A 16,976-nucleotide genomic window follows, 5' to 3' on the forward strand; every position below is an offset into this window, starting at 1 on the left:
TCAGTTCGCGACGGGCCCGAACGGTGCGGATCCGTCGGAGGACTCCGAGGCCGCGCCCTTGGCGTTGCTCTCGGCATGCGGAAGCGCCTTGGCGGCCGGGCCGCCGGAAGCACCGTTGAGGTCGCGGTGCACCGCCTGCGCGATCGCCTGGATCGTGTCGATCCCGTCCGACTCGGTGGTGTTGTCCTCGGTCAGCACCGCCATCCGGTACTCCTTGCCCGGCCCGGTGAAGATGCCCAGGCTGTGCACCCGCCACCCGTGCGTCGCCCGCGGCAGCCAGCCGTTCTTCACGTGCACGGAGATCGACGCCGGCGCCCCGAAGGGGGTGCCCCAACGCTCGTCCGCATCCACCTGGTTCATCAAAGTCAGGCCGTAGGCCTGCGCCGCCGCCGTGATCACGCTCGGGGTACCGGAGAAGACGTTCAGCATCTTCAGCTCGTCGGCCGCGGTGATCTGCGAAAGCCCCCAGTAGCCGCCGGCGCCCAGCTGGGTGTCGTTCATCCCGACCTGGTTCACGAACGCCTGGAGGCGCGGCATGCCCAGGCTCTGCCACAGGTTGGTGGCCGCCGTGTTGTCGGACGCCTCGATCATCTGCTGGAGGTTGCTGTCCTCCCAGTCGGTCAGGTACCGGTGCTCGTCCTCGGCGCGGCGCAGCACCGCGCCCATGATGGTCACCTTGATGACGCTCGCCGAGTCGAAGTGTTGGGTGGCGTGGTCGGTGCAGGACAGGCCGGTCTTGTCGTCCGATACGGCGAAGGCCAGCGTGTCCTGACGGCCCGCCAGGGCGCTGGCGATGTCCTTGGACAGCCGGGCCGCCAGCTGGGGATCGTGGGCGGAGGTGCAGTAGGTCGGGGTGCCGGGCGCCGAGGCGGGCGCCGCCTGCGCGGCGGCGGGGACGGCTAACGCCAGCAGCGTCGCCGCCGCGCCGACACTCAGGCGGGCGAGCGGGCGGGGTATTCGGATGTGCTGGAACGTGGCCATGAGGCTCCTCTGGTCGGACTGGACGGGCCGTACGTGGTCCGCTACTGGATCACGCGGTCCGTAACACGCGCGTTTGATCGTCGGCGGTTTCAGGCCTGGTCGCGGTCTACCGCTGGAGCACGAGGTCGCGCTGATACCAGGTGCCCGGCTTACCGCCGAGGTCGGCCGGATCGGCCGGGCCCACCGGGACGAACCCGGCCTTGCCCAGTACCTTCTGGGACGCGGCATTGGCGCGAGAGGTGGCCGCCCGCAAGGTGCGCAGCCCGTGCCGCTCCGCCGCCAGCCGGCACAACTCCCGGACCGTCGCCGTCGCCACGCCACGCCCGGCGACGTGCTGCGCGACCCGGTAGCCGAGTACGGCGGTGCCGTCCTCGAGGTCGTACAGGTTGAACCGGCCCAGAACCGAGCCATCCTCGGCGACGAGCACGTAGAAGGCACTGATGCCGGCCGCTTGCTCGGCCAGCAACGCGCGGTGCCGGTCGGCGAATTGGTCGAAGAACTCGTCGCCCCGGTCGGAGATCGAGGTGGCGAAATAGGCGCGGTTCGCCAGCTCGAAGGCCAGGACCGCTGGGGCATGGTCGGCATGCAGCCGTATCAGCTCGGGCACTGGCCGACTCTACCCAGCTGGTGCTCCGGGACCACCTGAGTGGGGTGGCGCGCCGGGAGGTTCGCGCAAGGCGAGACGCTCTGCGAGGTCGAGCAGCTCTGCCAGTTGCAGCACCCGCCCGCCGTGGCCGGGAAGCGGGACGTGCAGGGACTCGGTCCAGCGGCCGGGGATGGCGCCGACACCGTACATCGCTCCCGCGAGGCCACCAGTGACGGCGGCTACCGTGTCGGTGTCGCCGCCCAGGTCGACCGCGGCACGCATGGCCGCCTCGAACGAGGTGGTGGTGCGCACGGCCCAGACGGCGGAGCCCAGGCAGGGCCAGACCGCGCCGTTGAACTCGGTGGCGTCGGCAGGGTGCCAGGTCGGCGCGAGGACGGTGGCGTAGCGGTCACGGTGCCCCGGGTCGACGTGGGTGAGGATCTCCGGGAGCGCGGCCAGCGGGTCGTCGCCCTGCAAGGCCAGCCGGACCAACTCGTGGAAGACGGCGGTCCCCTCCCAGGCCGCGCCGTCGCCGTGGGTCAGGGCGGCGATCCGGCGGGCGGCGTCCATGGTCGCCTGCCGCCCGTCGCGGGCGAAGTACACCGCCGAGGTCGCGGCCCGCATCAGCGAACCGTTGCCGGCAGCGCGCAGGTTGACCTGGAAATGGACGGCTGCGGCGAGGTTCCACGGCATGCCGTTGCTCAGTACGTCCTCGGTCTGCAGCCCGATGTCCTTGGGTTCGGACGCGGCCCAGCGCTGGAACCGGGCGAAGATGTCCGGCAGGTCCAACCCGCCGTGCTCCGGCGCTGGTGTTCGGTGCCGAGGCGCGGCGGCCGTTCCTGGTCGGCGTGCGGGCGGGGGAGTTCGTGGGGGGCTGCTGACCGCTGTGGGTGGCGGCAGCGTGCTCACGGTCGTCGCTTGAAGACCGCGAAGTCGCGGTTGAAGGCCGCGACCAGGTAGCCACCATCGGTGGCGGCAAGGCTGGTGCAGGGCGAGGGTAACTGGACGACTGCTGTGCAGGTTCGGCTGGCCAGGTCCCAAACCCGCACTGTGCAGTCGTCGCTGCCCGTGACGGCAATGGACCGATTGTCGAGCACCGTGCACGCCAGTGCCTGCACCGGGCCTTTGTGGCCGTGGAGGCCCTGCCCCACGGGTTGAGCCGTATTCAGGTCCCATACCCACACCGTGCCGTCGTCGCTCCCGATAGCGGCGACAGGGCGGTTGTCGAGCACCGTGCACGCCACGGCCTGTGCCCGGATGAGACCGCTGAGGGGCCTGCCGACGGCTTGACCGGTGGCCAGGTCCCACACTTGCAGCGTCCTGTCGTCACCTCTGACGATGATCACGGCGACGGGCCGGTCGCCGAGCACCGTGCATGTCACCACCTGCACCCTGTCGGAATGCCCGATGAGCGGGCCGCCGATGGGCTCACCGGTAGCCATCTCCCACCGCTGCACCGTGTTGCCCCGACCGTTGGTGACCGCGATGGTCCTGTTGTCGACCGCCGCGAACACCACCTCGCCGGCCCCGCGCACGCGAAAGGAGAGGGGGATGCCGACGGGTGTGCCGGTAGCCAGGTCCCAGATCCGCGTCGAGCCGCCGCGCCCGCTGGTGACGGCGACGGGCCGTCTGTCGAGCACCGTACACATCACCGAAGTCACCCGGGATTGGCGTCCGACGAGTGGCTTGCTGAGAGCCGTGCCGGTGGCCAGATCCCACACCCGGACCGTCCCGTCGTCGCTGCTGGTGACGGTCACGGGCCGGTCGTTCAGAACGGTGCACGTCACTGCCTGCACCGTGCCGGCGTCCTCGGATGTCTCGTCGATCGGTCTGTTGGCAGCCAGATCCCACACGCGCATCGTCTCGTCAAGGCTGCCGGTGACAGCAACAGGCTGGCCGTTGACCATCGAGCACGCCACTGAGTACACCGAGTCGTTGTGACCAGAGAGGGGCCCGCCCAAGGGGCGACTCGTCGTCAGATCCCAGACTCGGACACTGCGGTCGCTGCTGCTGGTAACGGCGATCGGGCGGCCCTCCAGCGCGGTGCAAGCCACCGCTCGCACCGGCTCGTTGTGACCGGCAAGAGGGTCACCGATGAGTTGACCTGTAGTCAGATCCCATATCCCCACCGCGAGGTCCTCGCCACCGCTGACGGCGATGGGCCGACCTTGCAGCATGGTGCAGGCCACCGCATACACCCGGCCGATGTGGCCGGTGAAGGGCTCACCGATGGGAGCCAGAGTTTCCAGGTCCCAGGTTCGGATGGTGTGGTCGTTGCCGCCGGTGACGGCGATCGGGCGGCCGTCCAGCATCGTGCAGGCCACTGCTCGTACGGACCCGTTGTGACCGGTCAGGGGCACACCGATGGGTTGACCTGTGATCAGATCCCACAGCCGCACCGAGGAATCGTCGCCGCCGGTGACGGCGATCGGGCGGCCGTCCAGCATGGTGCACGCCACTGCTCGTACGGAGCCGCTGTGGCCGGTGAGAGGTTCGCCGAGGGGAATCAGGGCTTCCAGGTCCCACAGTCGCACCGAGTGGTCGTCGCCGCCGGTGACGGCGATCGGGCGGCCGTCCAGCATGGTGCACGCCACCGCTTGCACCCAGCTGATGTGGCCGCGGAGAGACTTGGGGAAAGGCCGACCGGTACTCAGGTCCCACAGCCGCACAGTGAAGTCGTCGCCGCCGCTGACGGCGATCGGACGGCTGTGCAGCATGGTGCACGCCACGGCCTGCACGGGACCGTCATGGCCGCTCAGGACATTGCGAAGCGCGTGCGACAGTGACCCTGCGGTGCCATGGAGCGCCGTCCAGCCGCCTCGGCCTGTCCTGCTGCTCAGCGCTGCGGACAGCGCCGAGTCCTGGTAGCGGACCGCGTCGAGTGCGAGCAACTGGCGGCGCCGGTCAGGGGCGAGGCTCCGGTGTGTGCCGATGGACGCCAGATAGACCGCCGCCGCCAACCGCGCCCCCTCCGTCCCTGCCGCCCGCAGATGCGGCGCCAGCCCGTCCGCCTCCGCGTGCACCAGGAATTCCACCTCCCCCAGCGCCTCGTCCAGCACCCCGCCCCCCACCGCATGCGCCGCCAAGTACCGCAACGCATACGGATGCGCGTGCCCCCAGTCCCGCGTGCCGTCCGAGCCGTACGGCACCCGCTCGACCAGCGTCCGCGCGAACGCCGCGTGCACGCGACCCGCGTCCACCCCGGTCCGCAGGTGCTCCACCAGGGCCTGGTGGTACACCCGGTACGCCGAGCGGTCCGCCTCCACCGCTTCCACCATGTACGAACCCGCCGACCGGCGCAGCCAGGCCACGTCCTCGTCCGTGTACCGCTGCCCGCTGATCGCGCTCGCCAGTGGGGCCCAGAGGTTCTCCCAGGGCAGGCCCTGCCCCTGGGCATAGGCGAGCGGCCGCAGCAGGTCGGTCGCCCGCTCGGCGTCCGGGCCCAACCGCACGGACAGGTCGCGGGCCATCGCCTGGCCCGCATGGCGCGGCAGACCCGCGCGCCACGCAGGATCGGCCGGGTCGGCCGGAACGCTCACATCGGCCTCGGTCCGCGCGGTGATCCGCGCGACCAGGAACGACCGACCCGCCGCCTCCGCGATAGCGGCCGCGACGGCCTGGCGCTGCGAGGCGGGGCACACACGGTACGGCGAATCGGGCGCACCCTGCAGCAGGTTGCGGACGGTGTAGACGAGGACCGCCTCCGGGTCCGCGTACCGCTCCGCATCGAGATCGATCGTGCCCTCGCGCCGCACCCCGAGCTGCGGCAGCAGATGCGGTCGGGTCCCCAGCAGCAGGCGGATCCGCCCGCGCGCGTAATCGACCAGCGGGCGCAGCACCGTGCTGCAAAGACTGTCGGGAGTGGCGGCCTCGTCCAGAGCGTCGACCACGACGGTCAACGGCCGCTCCCGTCCGGTGAGCGCATCCAGCAACGTGCCGACCGTGACCGCATCGGACCCGGCCGCGGCCGCGATACCCGCCAGGACCTGCTGGTCGGTCAAGGCCTGCGCATAGATCGCCACATCGACGCCCCGCGCGGCGCTCACCAGGCCGGCGTCGAGGCCGAGCGTGTGGACGGGGACGGTATGCCGACGCTCGGCGTGAGCCAAGATCGCCACCAGCCCCAGCACCGCCGTCTTGCCGGACCCCGGCCCGGCCGTCACCGCCAGCGCGGAGCGCTGCGCCGCCGGGGCGAGAAGCCAGTCGGTGATCTCGCCGAGCGCCGTGCGTCGGCCCGCGAACCACCAGCCCGAGGGGTCAGGACCGTCGCCCCACCCGCCCGAGTTCGAGCCGCCACCCGCCGCGCGCAACGCGAAGCGGTTGCTCAGCTCCTGCTCCCGCCGGTCCGCCTGCCGCTGCCATCGCAAGGTCTGCTGCAACGCCAGGTCGACCTCCGTCAACTGCGGCTCGTACCGGGCGTTCGGCAGGAACTCCGGCACCGCCCCCGTCAACCCGATCTGCGCCAGCCCCACCCGCTGGAACCCGCCCTCGCGGTTCATGTGCTGCACCACCGCGTCCAGCGCCAGCGCCCGCGGACCGTGCCCCGCCGTCGCCAGGCTGCGCGCCGCCTCCCGCAGCCGGCGCGGGAACGCGCCCGTCTCCGCCTGCTCCAACGGCTGCGCCGACGACACCACCACCAGCCCCGAGCCAGGCCGCCGAGCCCAGCGCGGACTCATCCGCTCCAGTGCTGCCGACACCAACTCGGCACCGCCCTGCCCCGAGTAGCAGGTGTCCAGCAGCAGGAGCAGTCGGCGCACCTTCGTGCCGCCCAGCAACTGGCGGGCCAACTCCTCGGTGAGCAGCGCGCCGGCGATGTCGTCCGGATCGGTGTCCGAGGTCAGCAGCACGTGCCCGCCGCCCGCGTCCTCGTCCAGTACCTCGCCGTGGCCGCCGATGTAGACGGCGATCAGGTCGTCCTCGCGGCGCTCCTCGGAGCGGCAGAACGCCCTCAGTCGTTCCGTCAGCTGACTCTGCGTCGGGTCCAGGCCGAGATCGCTGACGTGCTGGTAGCCGAAGCGGCCGGTGAACAGGTCGATGATGTCCTGCCGGGCCTCGACCAGCCCCGGACGGTCCCAGGCGGACGCGTTCTTGTAGTGGGCGACGGCCGTGGCGATCAGGAAGCGGCGCGGCTGGACCTCAGACGCCATCCAGGCCCTCCGCAATGGCTGCGCCGGTCAACTCGCTGGTCAGGTACGCGGTCGCGTCGTGCGCGTGGCTGCCGTTGTGGACCAGCGCCGAGCGCAGCCGTGCGCCGAAGGCGGGGCGCAGGTCCTTCACCAGGGCCACCACGTCGCCCGCGTCCGCCACGTTCGTCCAGGCCAGCACGGCCGGCCAGCCACCGGGTTCCGGCTGCAGCCGATCGAAGATCATCGGGATGCCGAGCGGCGACCCCAGTGTCACCAACGCCCGCACGCCGTGCCCCGGCAGCGCGCACAGCGCCTCGTACGCGACCACCGAGCCGAGCGAGTGCCCCACCACCACCCGGGTGTCCGCGCCGATCAGTGCCGTCACCCGTTCCCGCGCCACCGACCGGAGTTGATGATCCGTCAGATAGCGACTGACCTGCTTCAGGTCGAACACCAGCGCCCGCAGCGCGAGATCCGAGAAGAACCGCGAACCCGCCAGCGCCCGCAACGCGGCCTGCACGGAACGCGGAGCCCGCGCCAGCGTCTGGGCGCCGGGTGGCACCACCCGCTCGTCCACCTCGGCGGCTGCCTGCCACCAGGCGAGCAGCAGGTCCTGCTCAAGCCCCTCGTCCACGTCGGCGGCGGTGTACGGCGGGTCGCCCGCCGCGAGCATGCCGCCCGGCGGACGGAACAGGTCACCGTAGAACCCCATCGCGACCTCGGCAACCGGGAGTTCAGTTGCCCCGGCACGGCGCAGGCCGTCCGACAGGGCCGGGTACCAACTCCGCAGCAGGCTCTGCTCGCCGAGCTGCTGCTGGCCCACCCCGTGCACCGCGACTACCCGCGCCATCCCGCGACTCCCCTTCCGCGCCCACCAGTTGGCAGACGCCACTGTAGGGCCTGTGGTGACGGCGGGAGTCAGAGCCTCGCGCTAACGTCTGCCGCATGGACGAGTACGCGGTTCCCATCCTGCCCAGCCGCGACCTGGGCGAGACGCTCGACTTCTACGCTCGCCTGGGCTTCGAGCAGCGCGGCCCGGCGCCGGAGACGTACGATTACCTGATCCTGGTCCGCGGCACGGTGGAACTGCACTTCTGGCACCAGCCCGACGTCGATCCGCTCGCCACGGCGGGCAGTTGCTACCTGCATGTCGCGGACGCGCGGGCCCTCCACCGCCAGTGGGCCGAGATCGGCGTGCGCAACGACCCGGCCACCGGCAGCCGCCTGGAACCGCCCACCGACACCGACTACCGGATGCGGGAATTCGCCCTCGTCGACCGCAGCGGCAATCTGCTGCGGGTCGGCAGCCCGCTTCCCGCTCAGCCCTGATGCCGGCGGATCCCGTGCCCGTGCCCACGTCGGCGCCGAATCAGCAACGTGACCGGGATGGCCCCCAACAGCCCCGCCGCAGCCGGCGCGTTCGCCGCCAACCCCGCCGCCCGCACGCCGATCCCGGGTTGCGTGAACGTGCCCGGGATCGGCAGCCCGCTCCAGTGCGTGAGCGGCCACGCGACCACCACTGCCCGCCCCACCACGTCGCTGTCCGGCACCGCGCCGCCGCCCGGCTCGTCCGGGTGGTAGCGGGAGTCGCTGGAGTCGTTGCGGTGGTCGCCCATCACCCAGATCGAGTTCGCCGGCACCGTGAGCGGCCCGAAGTTCCGGTCACCGCACGGGGTGGCGCCCGGGTAGATGTACGGCTCGTCCAGCGCCTTGCCGTTGACGTACACCGGCCCGGTGCCCTGGCAGCTGACGGTGTCCCCGCCCACCGCGATCACCCGCTTGATCAGGTCCTTCTCGTCGGCCGACGGCATCAGACCGACCCAGCTGAGCGCCGTCTGGGCGCCGTGCAGCACGGGGTTGGCGCTCGGCTTGTCCGGGGTCTCCTGGTCCAGCCAGTGTCCTGGATCGTGGAAGACCACCACCTCGCCGCGTGACGGCTTCGCGCCCAGGGGTGGAGTCAACTTGTCGACCATGACGCGGTCGCCGACCCGCAGGGTGTTCGTCATCGAGGGGGAGGGGATGTAGAAGGCCTGCAGCAGAACGGTCTTGATCAGCAGCGCCAGGACGAGTGCGACGCCGACCAGGATCGGGAGTTCTTTCCAGAAGGGGCGGCGCTGTTTGGGGGAGGGTGGGGCGGGCTCGTTCGCGTCCGCCTGCGCGCTGGTCACCACGTACGCCACGTTCGCTCCCGGTTCCTGTTGACGCGACCTGGCCCCTGGGAGGGCCTCAGCCATCATGGCGGCGGCGTGCTGTGGGCGGTGTAAGGAGGCGGGTCAGTACTTGGGGCCGATGTGCTGGTCCATGAGGGCTACGGAGGGGCGGCGGGCGATGGAGATGTTGGTCGAGCCGTTCGGGCGGTGCGCAGCCTTCCAGGCGACCCCGACGGCGTCGAGGGTCCGGGTGAAGATGCCGATGATGTCGGCCGAGCTGTTGGTGAAGAAGTAGCGCGGGTACTCGTACCGCTTGCTGCCCTGGGTGGTCCAGTTGACGATGCGGCAGCCATCGGAGTGGATGAGCCCGCGCAACAGCTCCCATGGGTGGGCGGTCACGATTTCCTGCTGCCACGGGGCGAGCACGATGGCGCGTTCGTGCTTCCGGCCGGGCCCGTGCTGTGGGAAGAGACAGGGCCAGTGCTTGCTCGTGCTCACCACCGACGTGCACCCTGGCGCCGGGACGCGCAGCACGCCATTGCTGGGCATCACCGCGCGGATGGTCTGCTCGCACTGGTCGATGAGGCCGGGCCAGGTGTTGCCGCACGCGATCCGCAGGGCGTAGACCGACCTACGCCCCTCGCTCAGGCAGCCGTCGCCGAGGTAGAGGCCGAGGAGGTAGCTGTATTCAGCCGATGGGCGGTCAGGGGCGAGGCGGCCGAGGGTGAGTGGGCACTCGGCGGTCATCAGGGGGCTCGGCGTGATGTCAAGGGTCCACTGGCGGATGGAGTAGCGCGAGATGCCCGTGGCGCGGCTGACCTCACTGAAGGTCAGGCCGGAGTGGTGCAGAGCCACGGCGTGGGATCTGGTAGCCAGGTCGTACATACGGCCGAGAGTGCGGGTGCTTTCGGCCTTCCGAGGCCGGAATCAGCGAAGACCCACTCTCGCGAGTGAAGATCGCCAACTGTTTACGCTCGCTTTATAACCTTCGAATCGAAGGAAAAGTGCCCCGGGTGGGATTTGAACCCACGCTGTCGGTGGTTTGAGCACCGTGCCTCTGCCGCTGGGCTACCGGGGCGCCCATCGAATCGAAGGTTTCCCTCGACCCGGTTAGTCTCAAACATACCGCGTCTAGGTACCCTCGTGCATGCACCCCCCGCCGGAACGAGGAGCCCCGTGAGCACCGCCGACGAGCAGCCCCAGGCGCTTGAGACCGACTCGCCCCAGATCACCCGAATTGTCATCGCCGAGGACGAGGCGCTGATCCGGCTCGACCTGAAGGAGATGCTCGAGGAGGAGGGCTACACCGTCGTCGGTGAGGCGGGAGACGGGGAGACGGCCGTGCGGCTGGTCGAGGAGCACAAGCCCGACCTGGCGATCCTGGACGTGAAGATGCCGATCCTGGACGGCCTCTCCGCCGCCGAGCGGATCCATGCCGCGCACCTGGCGCCCGTGCTGATGCTGACCGCGTTCTCGCAGCGGGAGTTGGTGGACCGGGCGCGCGACGCGGGGGCCATGGCGTACATCGTCAAGCCGTTCTCGAAGAGCGACCTGGTGCCCGCGATCGAGATGGCGGTGTCGCGGTACACCGAGATGCGGGCGCTCGAGGGGGAGATCGCCGACCTGACGCAGCGGTTGGAGACCCGCAAGCTGGTGGACCGGGCGAAGAGCGTGCTGCAGACGAAGTTCGGGCTGGACGAGCCGGCCGCGTTCCGGTGGATCCAGAAGACGTCGATGGACCGGCGGATGACGATGGCGGCGGTGGCCGAGGCCGTGATCGAGGAGGGCGAGGCGCAGGACCGCAAGAAGGCCGAGTCCACCGAGGGCTGACCGGAGAGCTGATGCGGCGAGCGCGCGGAAGTGGCTGAGCGCGGTGGGGTGACCGAGGCCACCCCACCGCGCTCAGCAAGAGCCCCGGAAGGAGCTCAGTCCTCGCCGAGGTAGGACTTGCGCACCGACTCGTCGCGCAGCAGCTCCGCGCCGGTGCCGCTGAGCACGATCCGTCCGGTCTGCATCACGTAGCCGCGGTCGCTCAACGACAGTGCCGCCTGGGCGTTCTGCTCGACGAGCAGGATGGTGGTGCCGCCGCTCTTCAGCTCGATGATGGTCGCCATGATCTTCTGCATCATGATCGGCGACAGGCCCATGCTGGGCTCGTCGAGCATCAGCAGCTTCGGCCGGGACATCAGCGCGCGTCCCATCGCGAGCATCTGCTGCTCGCCGCCGGAGAGGGTGCCGGCGGCCTGCTTCCGGCGTTCGCCGAGGATCGGGAAGAGGGTGTAGGCCCGTTCGATGTCCTGGGTGATGCCGGCGCTGTCGTTGCGCAGGAAGGCGCCGAGGAGGAGGTTCTCCTCGATGGTCATCCGGGGGAAGATGTGCCGGCCTTCGGGGGAGTGGGCCAGGCCCAGGGCGACGATCCGGTGGGCGGGGACGGTCTCCAGCGGCTGCCCGTCGAAGGTGATGCTGCCGGCGGTGGGGCGCAGCAGGCCGGAGAGGGTGCGCAGGGTGGTGGTCTTGCCGGCGCCGTTGGTGCCGATCAGGGTGGTGACCTCGCCGGCGGCGACGCTGAAGCTGATGCCCTTGACGGCTTCGATCTTGCCGTAGGCGACGCGGAGGTCCTGGACGTCCAGGAGGGCGTTGCTCATTCGTCGTTCTCCGTGCTGTCGGCGGCGCCGTCGGCCGTGTCGTTGTCGTCGGCGGTGCTGTCGTCGGCGGTGCTGTCGGAGGCCCCCGGCACGCTTTCCAGCGGCTCGCCCAGGTACGCGGTGATCACGCGTTCGTCGTTCTGCACCGTCTCCCGGTCGCCCTCCACGATCTTCTGGCCCTGGACCAGTACGGCGGTGCGGTCGCAGAGGTTGAAGATGAAGCGCATGTCGTGCTCGATGACCAGGATCGCGATGCCCCGGTCCCGGATGGCGAAGACCAACTCCTCGGCGGCCCGGGTCTCCTGGGGGTTCATGCCGGCGGTGGGCTCGTCGAGCAGCAGCAGGCCGGGCTCGCTGGCCAGGGCGCGCGCGATCTCGAGCTTGCGCTGCTCGCCGTAGGGGAGGTTGCGGGCCAGGTGGTCGGCCTTGCCGGCGAGGCCGGTGAACTCCAGCAGGTCCATCGCCTTCGCGCGGCTGTCGGCTTCGGCGCGGCGGTAGCCGGGGCCGCGGACCAGGGCGGAGATGAGGCCTTCCTTGGTGCGGCTGTGCCGGCCGACCAGGACGTTCTCCAGCACGGTCATGTTGGCGAAGAGCCGGATGTTCTGGAAGGTGCGGGCGATGCCGGCCTGGGTGACCAGGTGGGGCTTGGGCGGCAGCACCTTGTCCCGGTACTTCACGGTGCCCTCGGTCGGCACGTACAGGCCGGTGAGGCAGTTGAAGAAGGTGGTCTTGCCGGCGCCGTTGGGGCCGATCAGGCCGATGATCTCGCCTTCGCCGACGGTCAGGTCGACGTTGTTGACGGCGGTGAGGCCGCCGAAGCGCATGGTGACGCCGCGGACGTCCAGCAGCGGCGCGGCGGTGCTGGTCACGGTGGTGGTGGTCACGTCGGTCACGCCCCTGCCTTGCTGAGGTTGACGTTGTCGGGGCCGCTGCCCTGTTCGGGGATCTCGACGGCGTCCGCGTCGTCGGCGTGGAACTCCAGTTTCCGGCGCCGGTTGGCGATGATGCCCTCGGGGCGGAAGCGCATCAGCAGGATCAGTGCCACGCCGAAGGCGAGCAGCTGGTAGTTCTGCAGGAAGGAGAGCTTCTCGGGGATGAGGTAGAGCAGCGAGGCGCCGAGCAGCGGGCCGCTGACGGTGCCCATGCCGCCGAGGACGACGGCGGCGAGCAGGAAGGCGGAGTTGGGCGGGGTGGAGCCGGCGAAGACGTAGGGGTCGGGGACCACGTTGTAGGTGACGTGGGCGCTGACGGTACCGGCCAGGCCGGCCAGCGCGGCGCCGAGGGCGAAGGCGGTCAGCTTGGTGCGGAAGCCGTTGATGCCCATGGCCTCGGCGGCGGTCTCGTCCTCGCGGATGGCGATCCAGGCGCGGCCGATCCGGGAGTTGCCGGCCCGGCTGAAGACGGCGACGACGATCAGGGTGACGATCAGCATCAGGAAGAAGTAGTTGGCGAACCGGCCGATGGTGATGGAGCCGAGCTGGTGGGCGGTGCCGAGGTTGAGGCCGAAGATGCTGATGTCGGGGATCTGCGGGATGCCGTTGGGGCCGTTGGTGATCTTCGGTCCGGAGGTGCCGTCGAGGTTCTGCACGGTGATGTGGAAGATCTCACCGAAGCCGATGGTGACGATGGCCAGGTAGTCGCCGCGCAGTCGCAGGGTCGGTGCGCCGATCAGCACGCCGAACACTATGGAGACTCCGGCGCCGATCAATGCGGCTGCCCAGAACGGTACTTGGGCGTTGTGGAAGGGTGAGAACGGGGAGCCGGAGACGAGGGCCGCGGTGTAGGCGCCGACGCCGAGGAAGGCCACGTAGCCGAGGTCGAGCAGGCCGGTGAGGCCGACCACGATGTTGAGGCCGAGGGCGACGGTGGCGAAGATCAGGATGTTGACGCCGACGTTGGCGTCGTGGTCGTTGTTCTGGGTGAGCGGGAAGAGCGCGGCGGCCACGAAGGCGGCGGTCATCGCGAACGGGCGCTGGCGCTGGAGCAGGGCCGCGCCGCGCTCGAAGAGGCCGGACTTGAGGTAGGCGGCGGCGCTGAACCCGGCGGCGATCAGGTAGCCCTCGAAGAGTTCGCCGTAGGAGGTGTCGATGCCGTAGGTGAAGAGCAGCAGGCCGGCGGCGGTGATCAGGGTGACCCAGAGCCGCTCGATCCAGGGCGAGGTGGCCGCGGGGGCCTTGGCGGGCCGGTGGTCGGCGGGCAGTGCCAGGGCGCCGTAGAGCGCGGGCAGCACGGCGAGGCCGGCGATGAAGCCGCCGGTGGTGAGGTTGGCGAGGCCGCCGAGTTCGATGGCGATCGCGGCCAGGGTGAACCAGGTGGTGGCGAAGGCGGCCAGGGCCAGGCGGCGCAGTGGCGCGGTGTGGCCGGTGGGGGCCAGGGCGCGCAGCACCGGCAGGTCGTAGGCGGCCAGCGTCTGCAGCAGCAGGAGCAGGCCGGTGGCGACGGTGAGCCACTGCAGGCCGCCGGGGTAGCCGCTGACGGTGAGGTCGCCGGGGAAGTCCGCGGTCCAGGTCCAGGAGAGGAAGGCGGAGGCGATGGTGAGGACGGCGCCGCCGGCGACCAGGGCGCGGGCGACGGGGGCCGGGGCGCTGCCTTCGAGCCGGGCGAGGGTGCCGGCGGCCTGGCGGCGCAGCAGGGCGAGGGTGGGGCTGGTGGTGGTCATCTCTGGTTCTCCTCTCGCCTCAGGCCCGGTCCGCTACTCGTTCGCCGAGTAGTCCTTGCGGTCGCAGCAGCAGGACCAGGATGAGCAGGACGAAGGCCCACACGTCGGCCCAACTGCCGCCGCCGAGCTGTTGCATGCCGGGGACGTTGGAGATGTAGGCGGTGGCGAGGGCTTCGGCGAGGCCGAGCACCAGGCCGCCGAGCATCGCGCCGTAGATGTTGCCGATGCCGCCGAGAACGGCGGCGGTGAAGGCCTTGAGGCCGGCCTGGAAGCCCATGCTGTAGTCGACCTCGCCGTAGCGCAGGCCGTAGCAGACGGCGGCGACGGCGGCGAAGAGGGCGCCGATGCCGAAGGCGGCGGCGATGATCTTGTTGGTGTCGATGCCCATCAGCTGTGCGGTGTCCGGGTCCTGGGCGGTGGCCTGCATGGCGCGTCCGGTGCGCGAGCGCTGCACGAACAGGGCCAGGATGATCATGCAGATCGGGGCGGCGAGCACGGTGAACAGGTCACCGGACTGGATCCGGATGCCGGCCAGGTGCCAGGGTCCGGCGGCCAGTTGGGGGAAGGCGCGGGGGCTGGTGGCCTTGGGGTAGAGGTTGTGCACGGCCTGCTGCAGGGCGAGCGAGAGGCCGATGGCGGCGATCAGCGGTGCCAGCCTGGGGGCGTTGCGCAGCGGGCGGTAGGCGAAGCGTTCGGCACCGAGCGCGATCAGCACCGAGGTGAGGGCGCCGCCGATCAGCATCAGGGGCAGCGCGAGCCAGAGGCTGGTGCCGTGCGGCAGCACCAGGTAGACGGTGAGCGCGCCGAAGCCTCCGGTCATGAAGATCTCGCCGTGGGCGAAGTTGATGAGCTGCACGATGCCGTAGACCATCGTGTATCCGATGGCGATCAGCCCGTATGTCGAGCCTAGGAAAAGGCCGTTGGCGAGTTGTTGCGGCAGGGTGTGCACCGCAGCCTCCAGGTCGGTGGTGCCGGCGTCGCGTGGTGCGCGCGGAGTGAGGGGGGACGCGGGGCCGCGCGCGCGGTCTTCGCGCGGGCGGCCCCGTGGCGGGTCGGGTGGTGCGGGTCAGCCGTTGAAGGTGCCGGTCTTGACCGAGGCCCACTTGCCGCTGGTGACCTGGTACACGGTCAGCTGCTTGTTGGTGGTGTCGCCGTACTGGTCGAAGGAGACGTGTCCGGCGATGCCGTCGAAGTCGCTGGCCTGCACGCCGGCCACCACCTTGGCGCGCGCGTCGCTGGGCAGCTTGCCGTTGTTGGCGCTGACCACGCTGCCGATCGACTTGATGATCGCGGTGGCGGCGTCGTACGAGTAGCCGCCGTAGGTGCCGTAGTCGCCGGGGTAGTTGGCGGCCTTGTACTTGGCGATGAAGTCCTTGGCGGTGGCCAGGGTGTCGACCGGGACGCCGACCGAGGTGGCCAGGTCGCCTTCGGAGCCGGCGCCGGCGGTGGAGATGTAGGTGGCGGAGAAGATGCCGTCGCCGCCGAACAGCGGGATGTTGGCGCCGGCCGCCTTGAGCTGCTTGGAGAGCAGCGAGGCCTCGTCGTACTGGCCGCCGTAGTAGAGCAGGTCGGCGCCGGAGGACTTGATCTTGGTGACCAGGGTGGAGAAGTCCTTGTCCCCGGTGTTGACGTGGTCGGTGCCGGCGATCTGGCCGCCGTCCTTGGCGAAGGCGTCCTTGAAGATGCCGGCCAGGCCCGCGCCGTAGGCCTGCTTGTCGTCCACCACGAAGGCGTTCTTCTTGCCGGCGGCGCTGGCGTACTGGGCGGCGAAGGCGCCCTGCAGGGCGTCGGTGGTCGCGGTGCGGAAGTAGGTCTTGTAAGCGCGGGTCTTCTGGCCGCTGGCCCAGTTGGGGCCCTGGGTGAGCGTGGGGTTGGTGTTGGACGGCGAGATCTCGACCAGGTTGGCGGTCGCGAACACCTGCTGCATGGACTGCGCCACACCGGAGTTGAGCGGGCCGACGACGCCGAGCACGCTGGAGTCGGCGACCAGGCCGGTGGCGTTCTGCTGGCCGGTGGCGGGCTGGGCCTGGTCGTCCAGGGCCTTGACCTTGAACGTGACGCCCGGCACCAGGTGGTTGGCGTTGGCGTCGTCCACGGCGATCTGCACGCCGTACTGGATGCCCAGGCCGGTGGCGGAGTTCTGGCCGGAGAGCGGGGCGTCGACGCCGATGGTGACCGTCAGGCCGCCGGACGCGCTGTTGCTGCTGGACTTGTTCCCGCCGCGGGAGCCGCAGGCGGTGACGGTGAGGGCTCCGGTGAGGGCGATGCTCAGCACAAGCAGTGAACGATGACGCACGAGGGGTTCCCCTTCTGGTGTGAAGGCAGCGGGCCGTGGGCGGCCGCGGCCGGTTCGCGCACTGGGGCAGCCCGATCTGGTTGGCTCGATCCGGTGGCGCGGTGACTGGCCGTGACTCTAGAGCGGCCGGGCGGCCGGTGGCAGGGGTGTGCGCCTGCTGTGATTCTCTTGTTATGAGCACCTTATGCTGGCGTCTCGCATGCTGGACTTTCGGGGAGCGCCGGAGGTCTCACTGTTTCTGACGAATCGTCAGGTACTGTCCCAATGGCCGGGGAACGAGGTGGTGATGGGCGATCTGTTCGGTGAGCGGACATGATTGTCCGAGTGGGGCCGTCTGGTCACCCGCGTCCGGAATGCGGACCTGACGCAGTGTCGGCAGCCCTGCCAGGCGCTGCGCGCAGGGCCGCCGATGCGTAGCGGGCCTGGCCATAATGTTACGCAACGTCACAGAGGGGAGTCGCTGTCGCCTGCTCGGCCGGCCCTGCACATGACGGCGCCCCCTCGTCGGCCAAGGACCTGCCCAGTGCGGGCGG

13 protein-coding genes, 1 tRNA gene and 1 pseudogene are annotated in these 16,976 nt (G+C 70.4%); 2 read left to right on the forward strand and 13 right to left on the reverse strand.

Annotation, left to right across the window (positions count from 1 at the left end):
* From P3T41_RS01535 to P3T41_RS01555, 5 genes and pseudogenes are all read right to left on the reverse strand, one after another.
* Positions 1-981: a serine hydrolase gene (locus P3T41_RS01535; protein WP_280687078.1), complete on the reverse strand. Its 981-nt coding sequence runs from the start codon at positions 979-981 to the stop codon at positions 1-3.
* A gap of 106 nt (positions 982-1,087) precedes the next feature.
* A complete protein-coding gene (locus P3T41_RS01540) occupies positions 1,088-1,588 on the reverse strand; it encodes a GNAT family N-acetyltransferase (protein WP_280687079.1) in 501 nt (166 codons plus the stop codon).
* A 9-nt stretch (positions 1,589-1,597) separates the two neighbouring features.
* Positions 1,598-2,362: pseudogene (locus P3T41_RS01545) on the reverse strand (ADP-ribosylglycohydrolase family protein); the annotation flags it as partial.
* A gap of 110 nt (positions 2,363-2,472) precedes the next feature.
* Positions 2,473-6,714, reverse strand: coding sequence for a caspase family protein (locus P3T41_RS01550; RefSeq protein WP_280687080.1), 4,242 nt, complete (start codon positions 6,712-6,714; stop codon positions 2,473-2,475).
* A complete protein-coding gene (locus P3T41_RS01555) occupies positions 6,704-7,543 on the reverse strand; it encodes a hypothetical protein (protein ID WP_280687081.1) in 840 nt (279 codons plus the stop codon). Before P3T41_RS01555 ends, P3T41_RS01550 begins: the two co-directional genes overlap by 11 nt.
* A gap of 95 nt (positions 7,544-7,638) precedes the next feature.
* Here P3T41_RS01555 and P3T41_RS01560 point away from each other — a divergent pair, with 95 nt between their 5' ends.
* Positions 7,639-8,022, forward strand: coding sequence for a VOC family protein (locus P3T41_RS01560; RefSeq protein ID WP_280687082.1), 384 nt, complete (start codon positions 7,639-7,641; stop codon positions 8,020-8,022).
* On the opposite strand, the gene lepB is transcribed toward P3T41_RS01560, so the two are convergent.
* The 3 genes from lepB to P3T41_RS01575 form a co-directional block, all read right to left on the reverse strand.
* On the reverse strand, positions 8,013-8,864 hold the full coding sequence (lepB, locus tag P3T41_RS01565; protein WP_348533619.1) for a signal peptidase I: 852 nt from the start codon (positions 8,862-8,864) through the stop codon (positions 8,013-8,015). The two genes, P3T41_RS01560 and lepB, sit on opposite strands and share 10 nt — an antisense overlap.
* 102 nt (positions 8,865-8,966) lie before the next feature.
* A complete protein-coding gene (locus P3T41_RS01570) occupies positions 8,967-9,728 on the reverse strand; it encodes a transcriptional regulator (protein WP_280687084.1) in 762 nt (253 codons plus the stop codon).
* Between the two features lie 120 nt (positions 9,729-9,848).
* Positions 9,849-9,921 (reverse strand) — tRNA-Leu (locus P3T41_RS01575).
* 98 nt (positions 9,922-10,019) lie between these two features.
* Here P3T41_RS01575 and P3T41_RS01580 point away from each other — a divergent pair.
* A complete protein-coding gene (locus P3T41_RS01580) occupies positions 10,020-10,673 on the forward strand; it encodes a response regulator (RefSeq protein WP_280687085.1) in 654 nt (217 codons plus the stop codon).
* Positions 10,674-10,768: 95 nt separating this feature from the next.
* Here P3T41_RS01580 and P3T41_RS01585 read toward each other — a convergent pair whose 3' ends face one another.
* From P3T41_RS01585 to P3T41_RS01605, 5 genes are all read right to left on the reverse strand, one after another.
* Entirely contained in the window at positions 10,769-11,488 is a 720-nt protein-coding gene (locus P3T41_RS01585) for an ABC transporter ATP-binding protein (RefSeq protein ID WP_280687086.1), read from the reverse strand.
* Positions 11,485-12,381, reverse strand: a complete 897-nt coding sequence (locus tag P3T41_RS01590) for an ABC transporter ATP-binding protein (protein ID WP_280687087.1) — start codon at positions 12,379-12,381, stop codon at positions 11,485-11,487. The genes P3T41_RS01585 and P3T41_RS01590 overlap by 4 nt, the downstream gene beginning before the upstream one ends.
* Positions 12,378-14,147 (reverse strand): branched-chain amino acid ABC transporter permease, encoded by a 1,770-nt coding sequence (locus P3T41_RS01595; RefSeq protein WP_280687088.1) that lies wholly within the window; start codon positions 14,145-14,147, stop codon positions 12,378-12,380. Before P3T41_RS01595 ends, P3T41_RS01590 begins: the two co-directional genes overlap by 4 nt.
* A gap of 19 nt (positions 14,148-14,166) precedes the next feature.
* Positions 14,167-15,096, reverse strand: a complete 930-nt coding sequence (locus P3T41_RS01600; protein WP_280687089.1) for a branched-chain amino acid ABC transporter permease — start codon at positions 15,094-15,096, stop codon at positions 14,167-14,169.
* Between the two features lie 117 nt (positions 15,097-15,213).
* Positions 15,214-16,443: a branched-chain amino acid ABC transporter substrate-binding protein gene (locus P3T41_RS01605; protein WP_280687090.1), complete on the reverse strand. Its 1,230-nt coding sequence runs from the start codon at positions 16,441-16,443 to the stop codon at positions 15,214-15,216.
* Positions 16,444-16,976: the final 533 nt, after the last annotated feature.

The organism is Kitasatospora sp. GAS204B (genome assembly GCF_029892155.1).
GTDB lineage: Bacteria > Actinomycetota > Actinomycetes > Streptomycetales > Streptomycetaceae > Kitasatospora.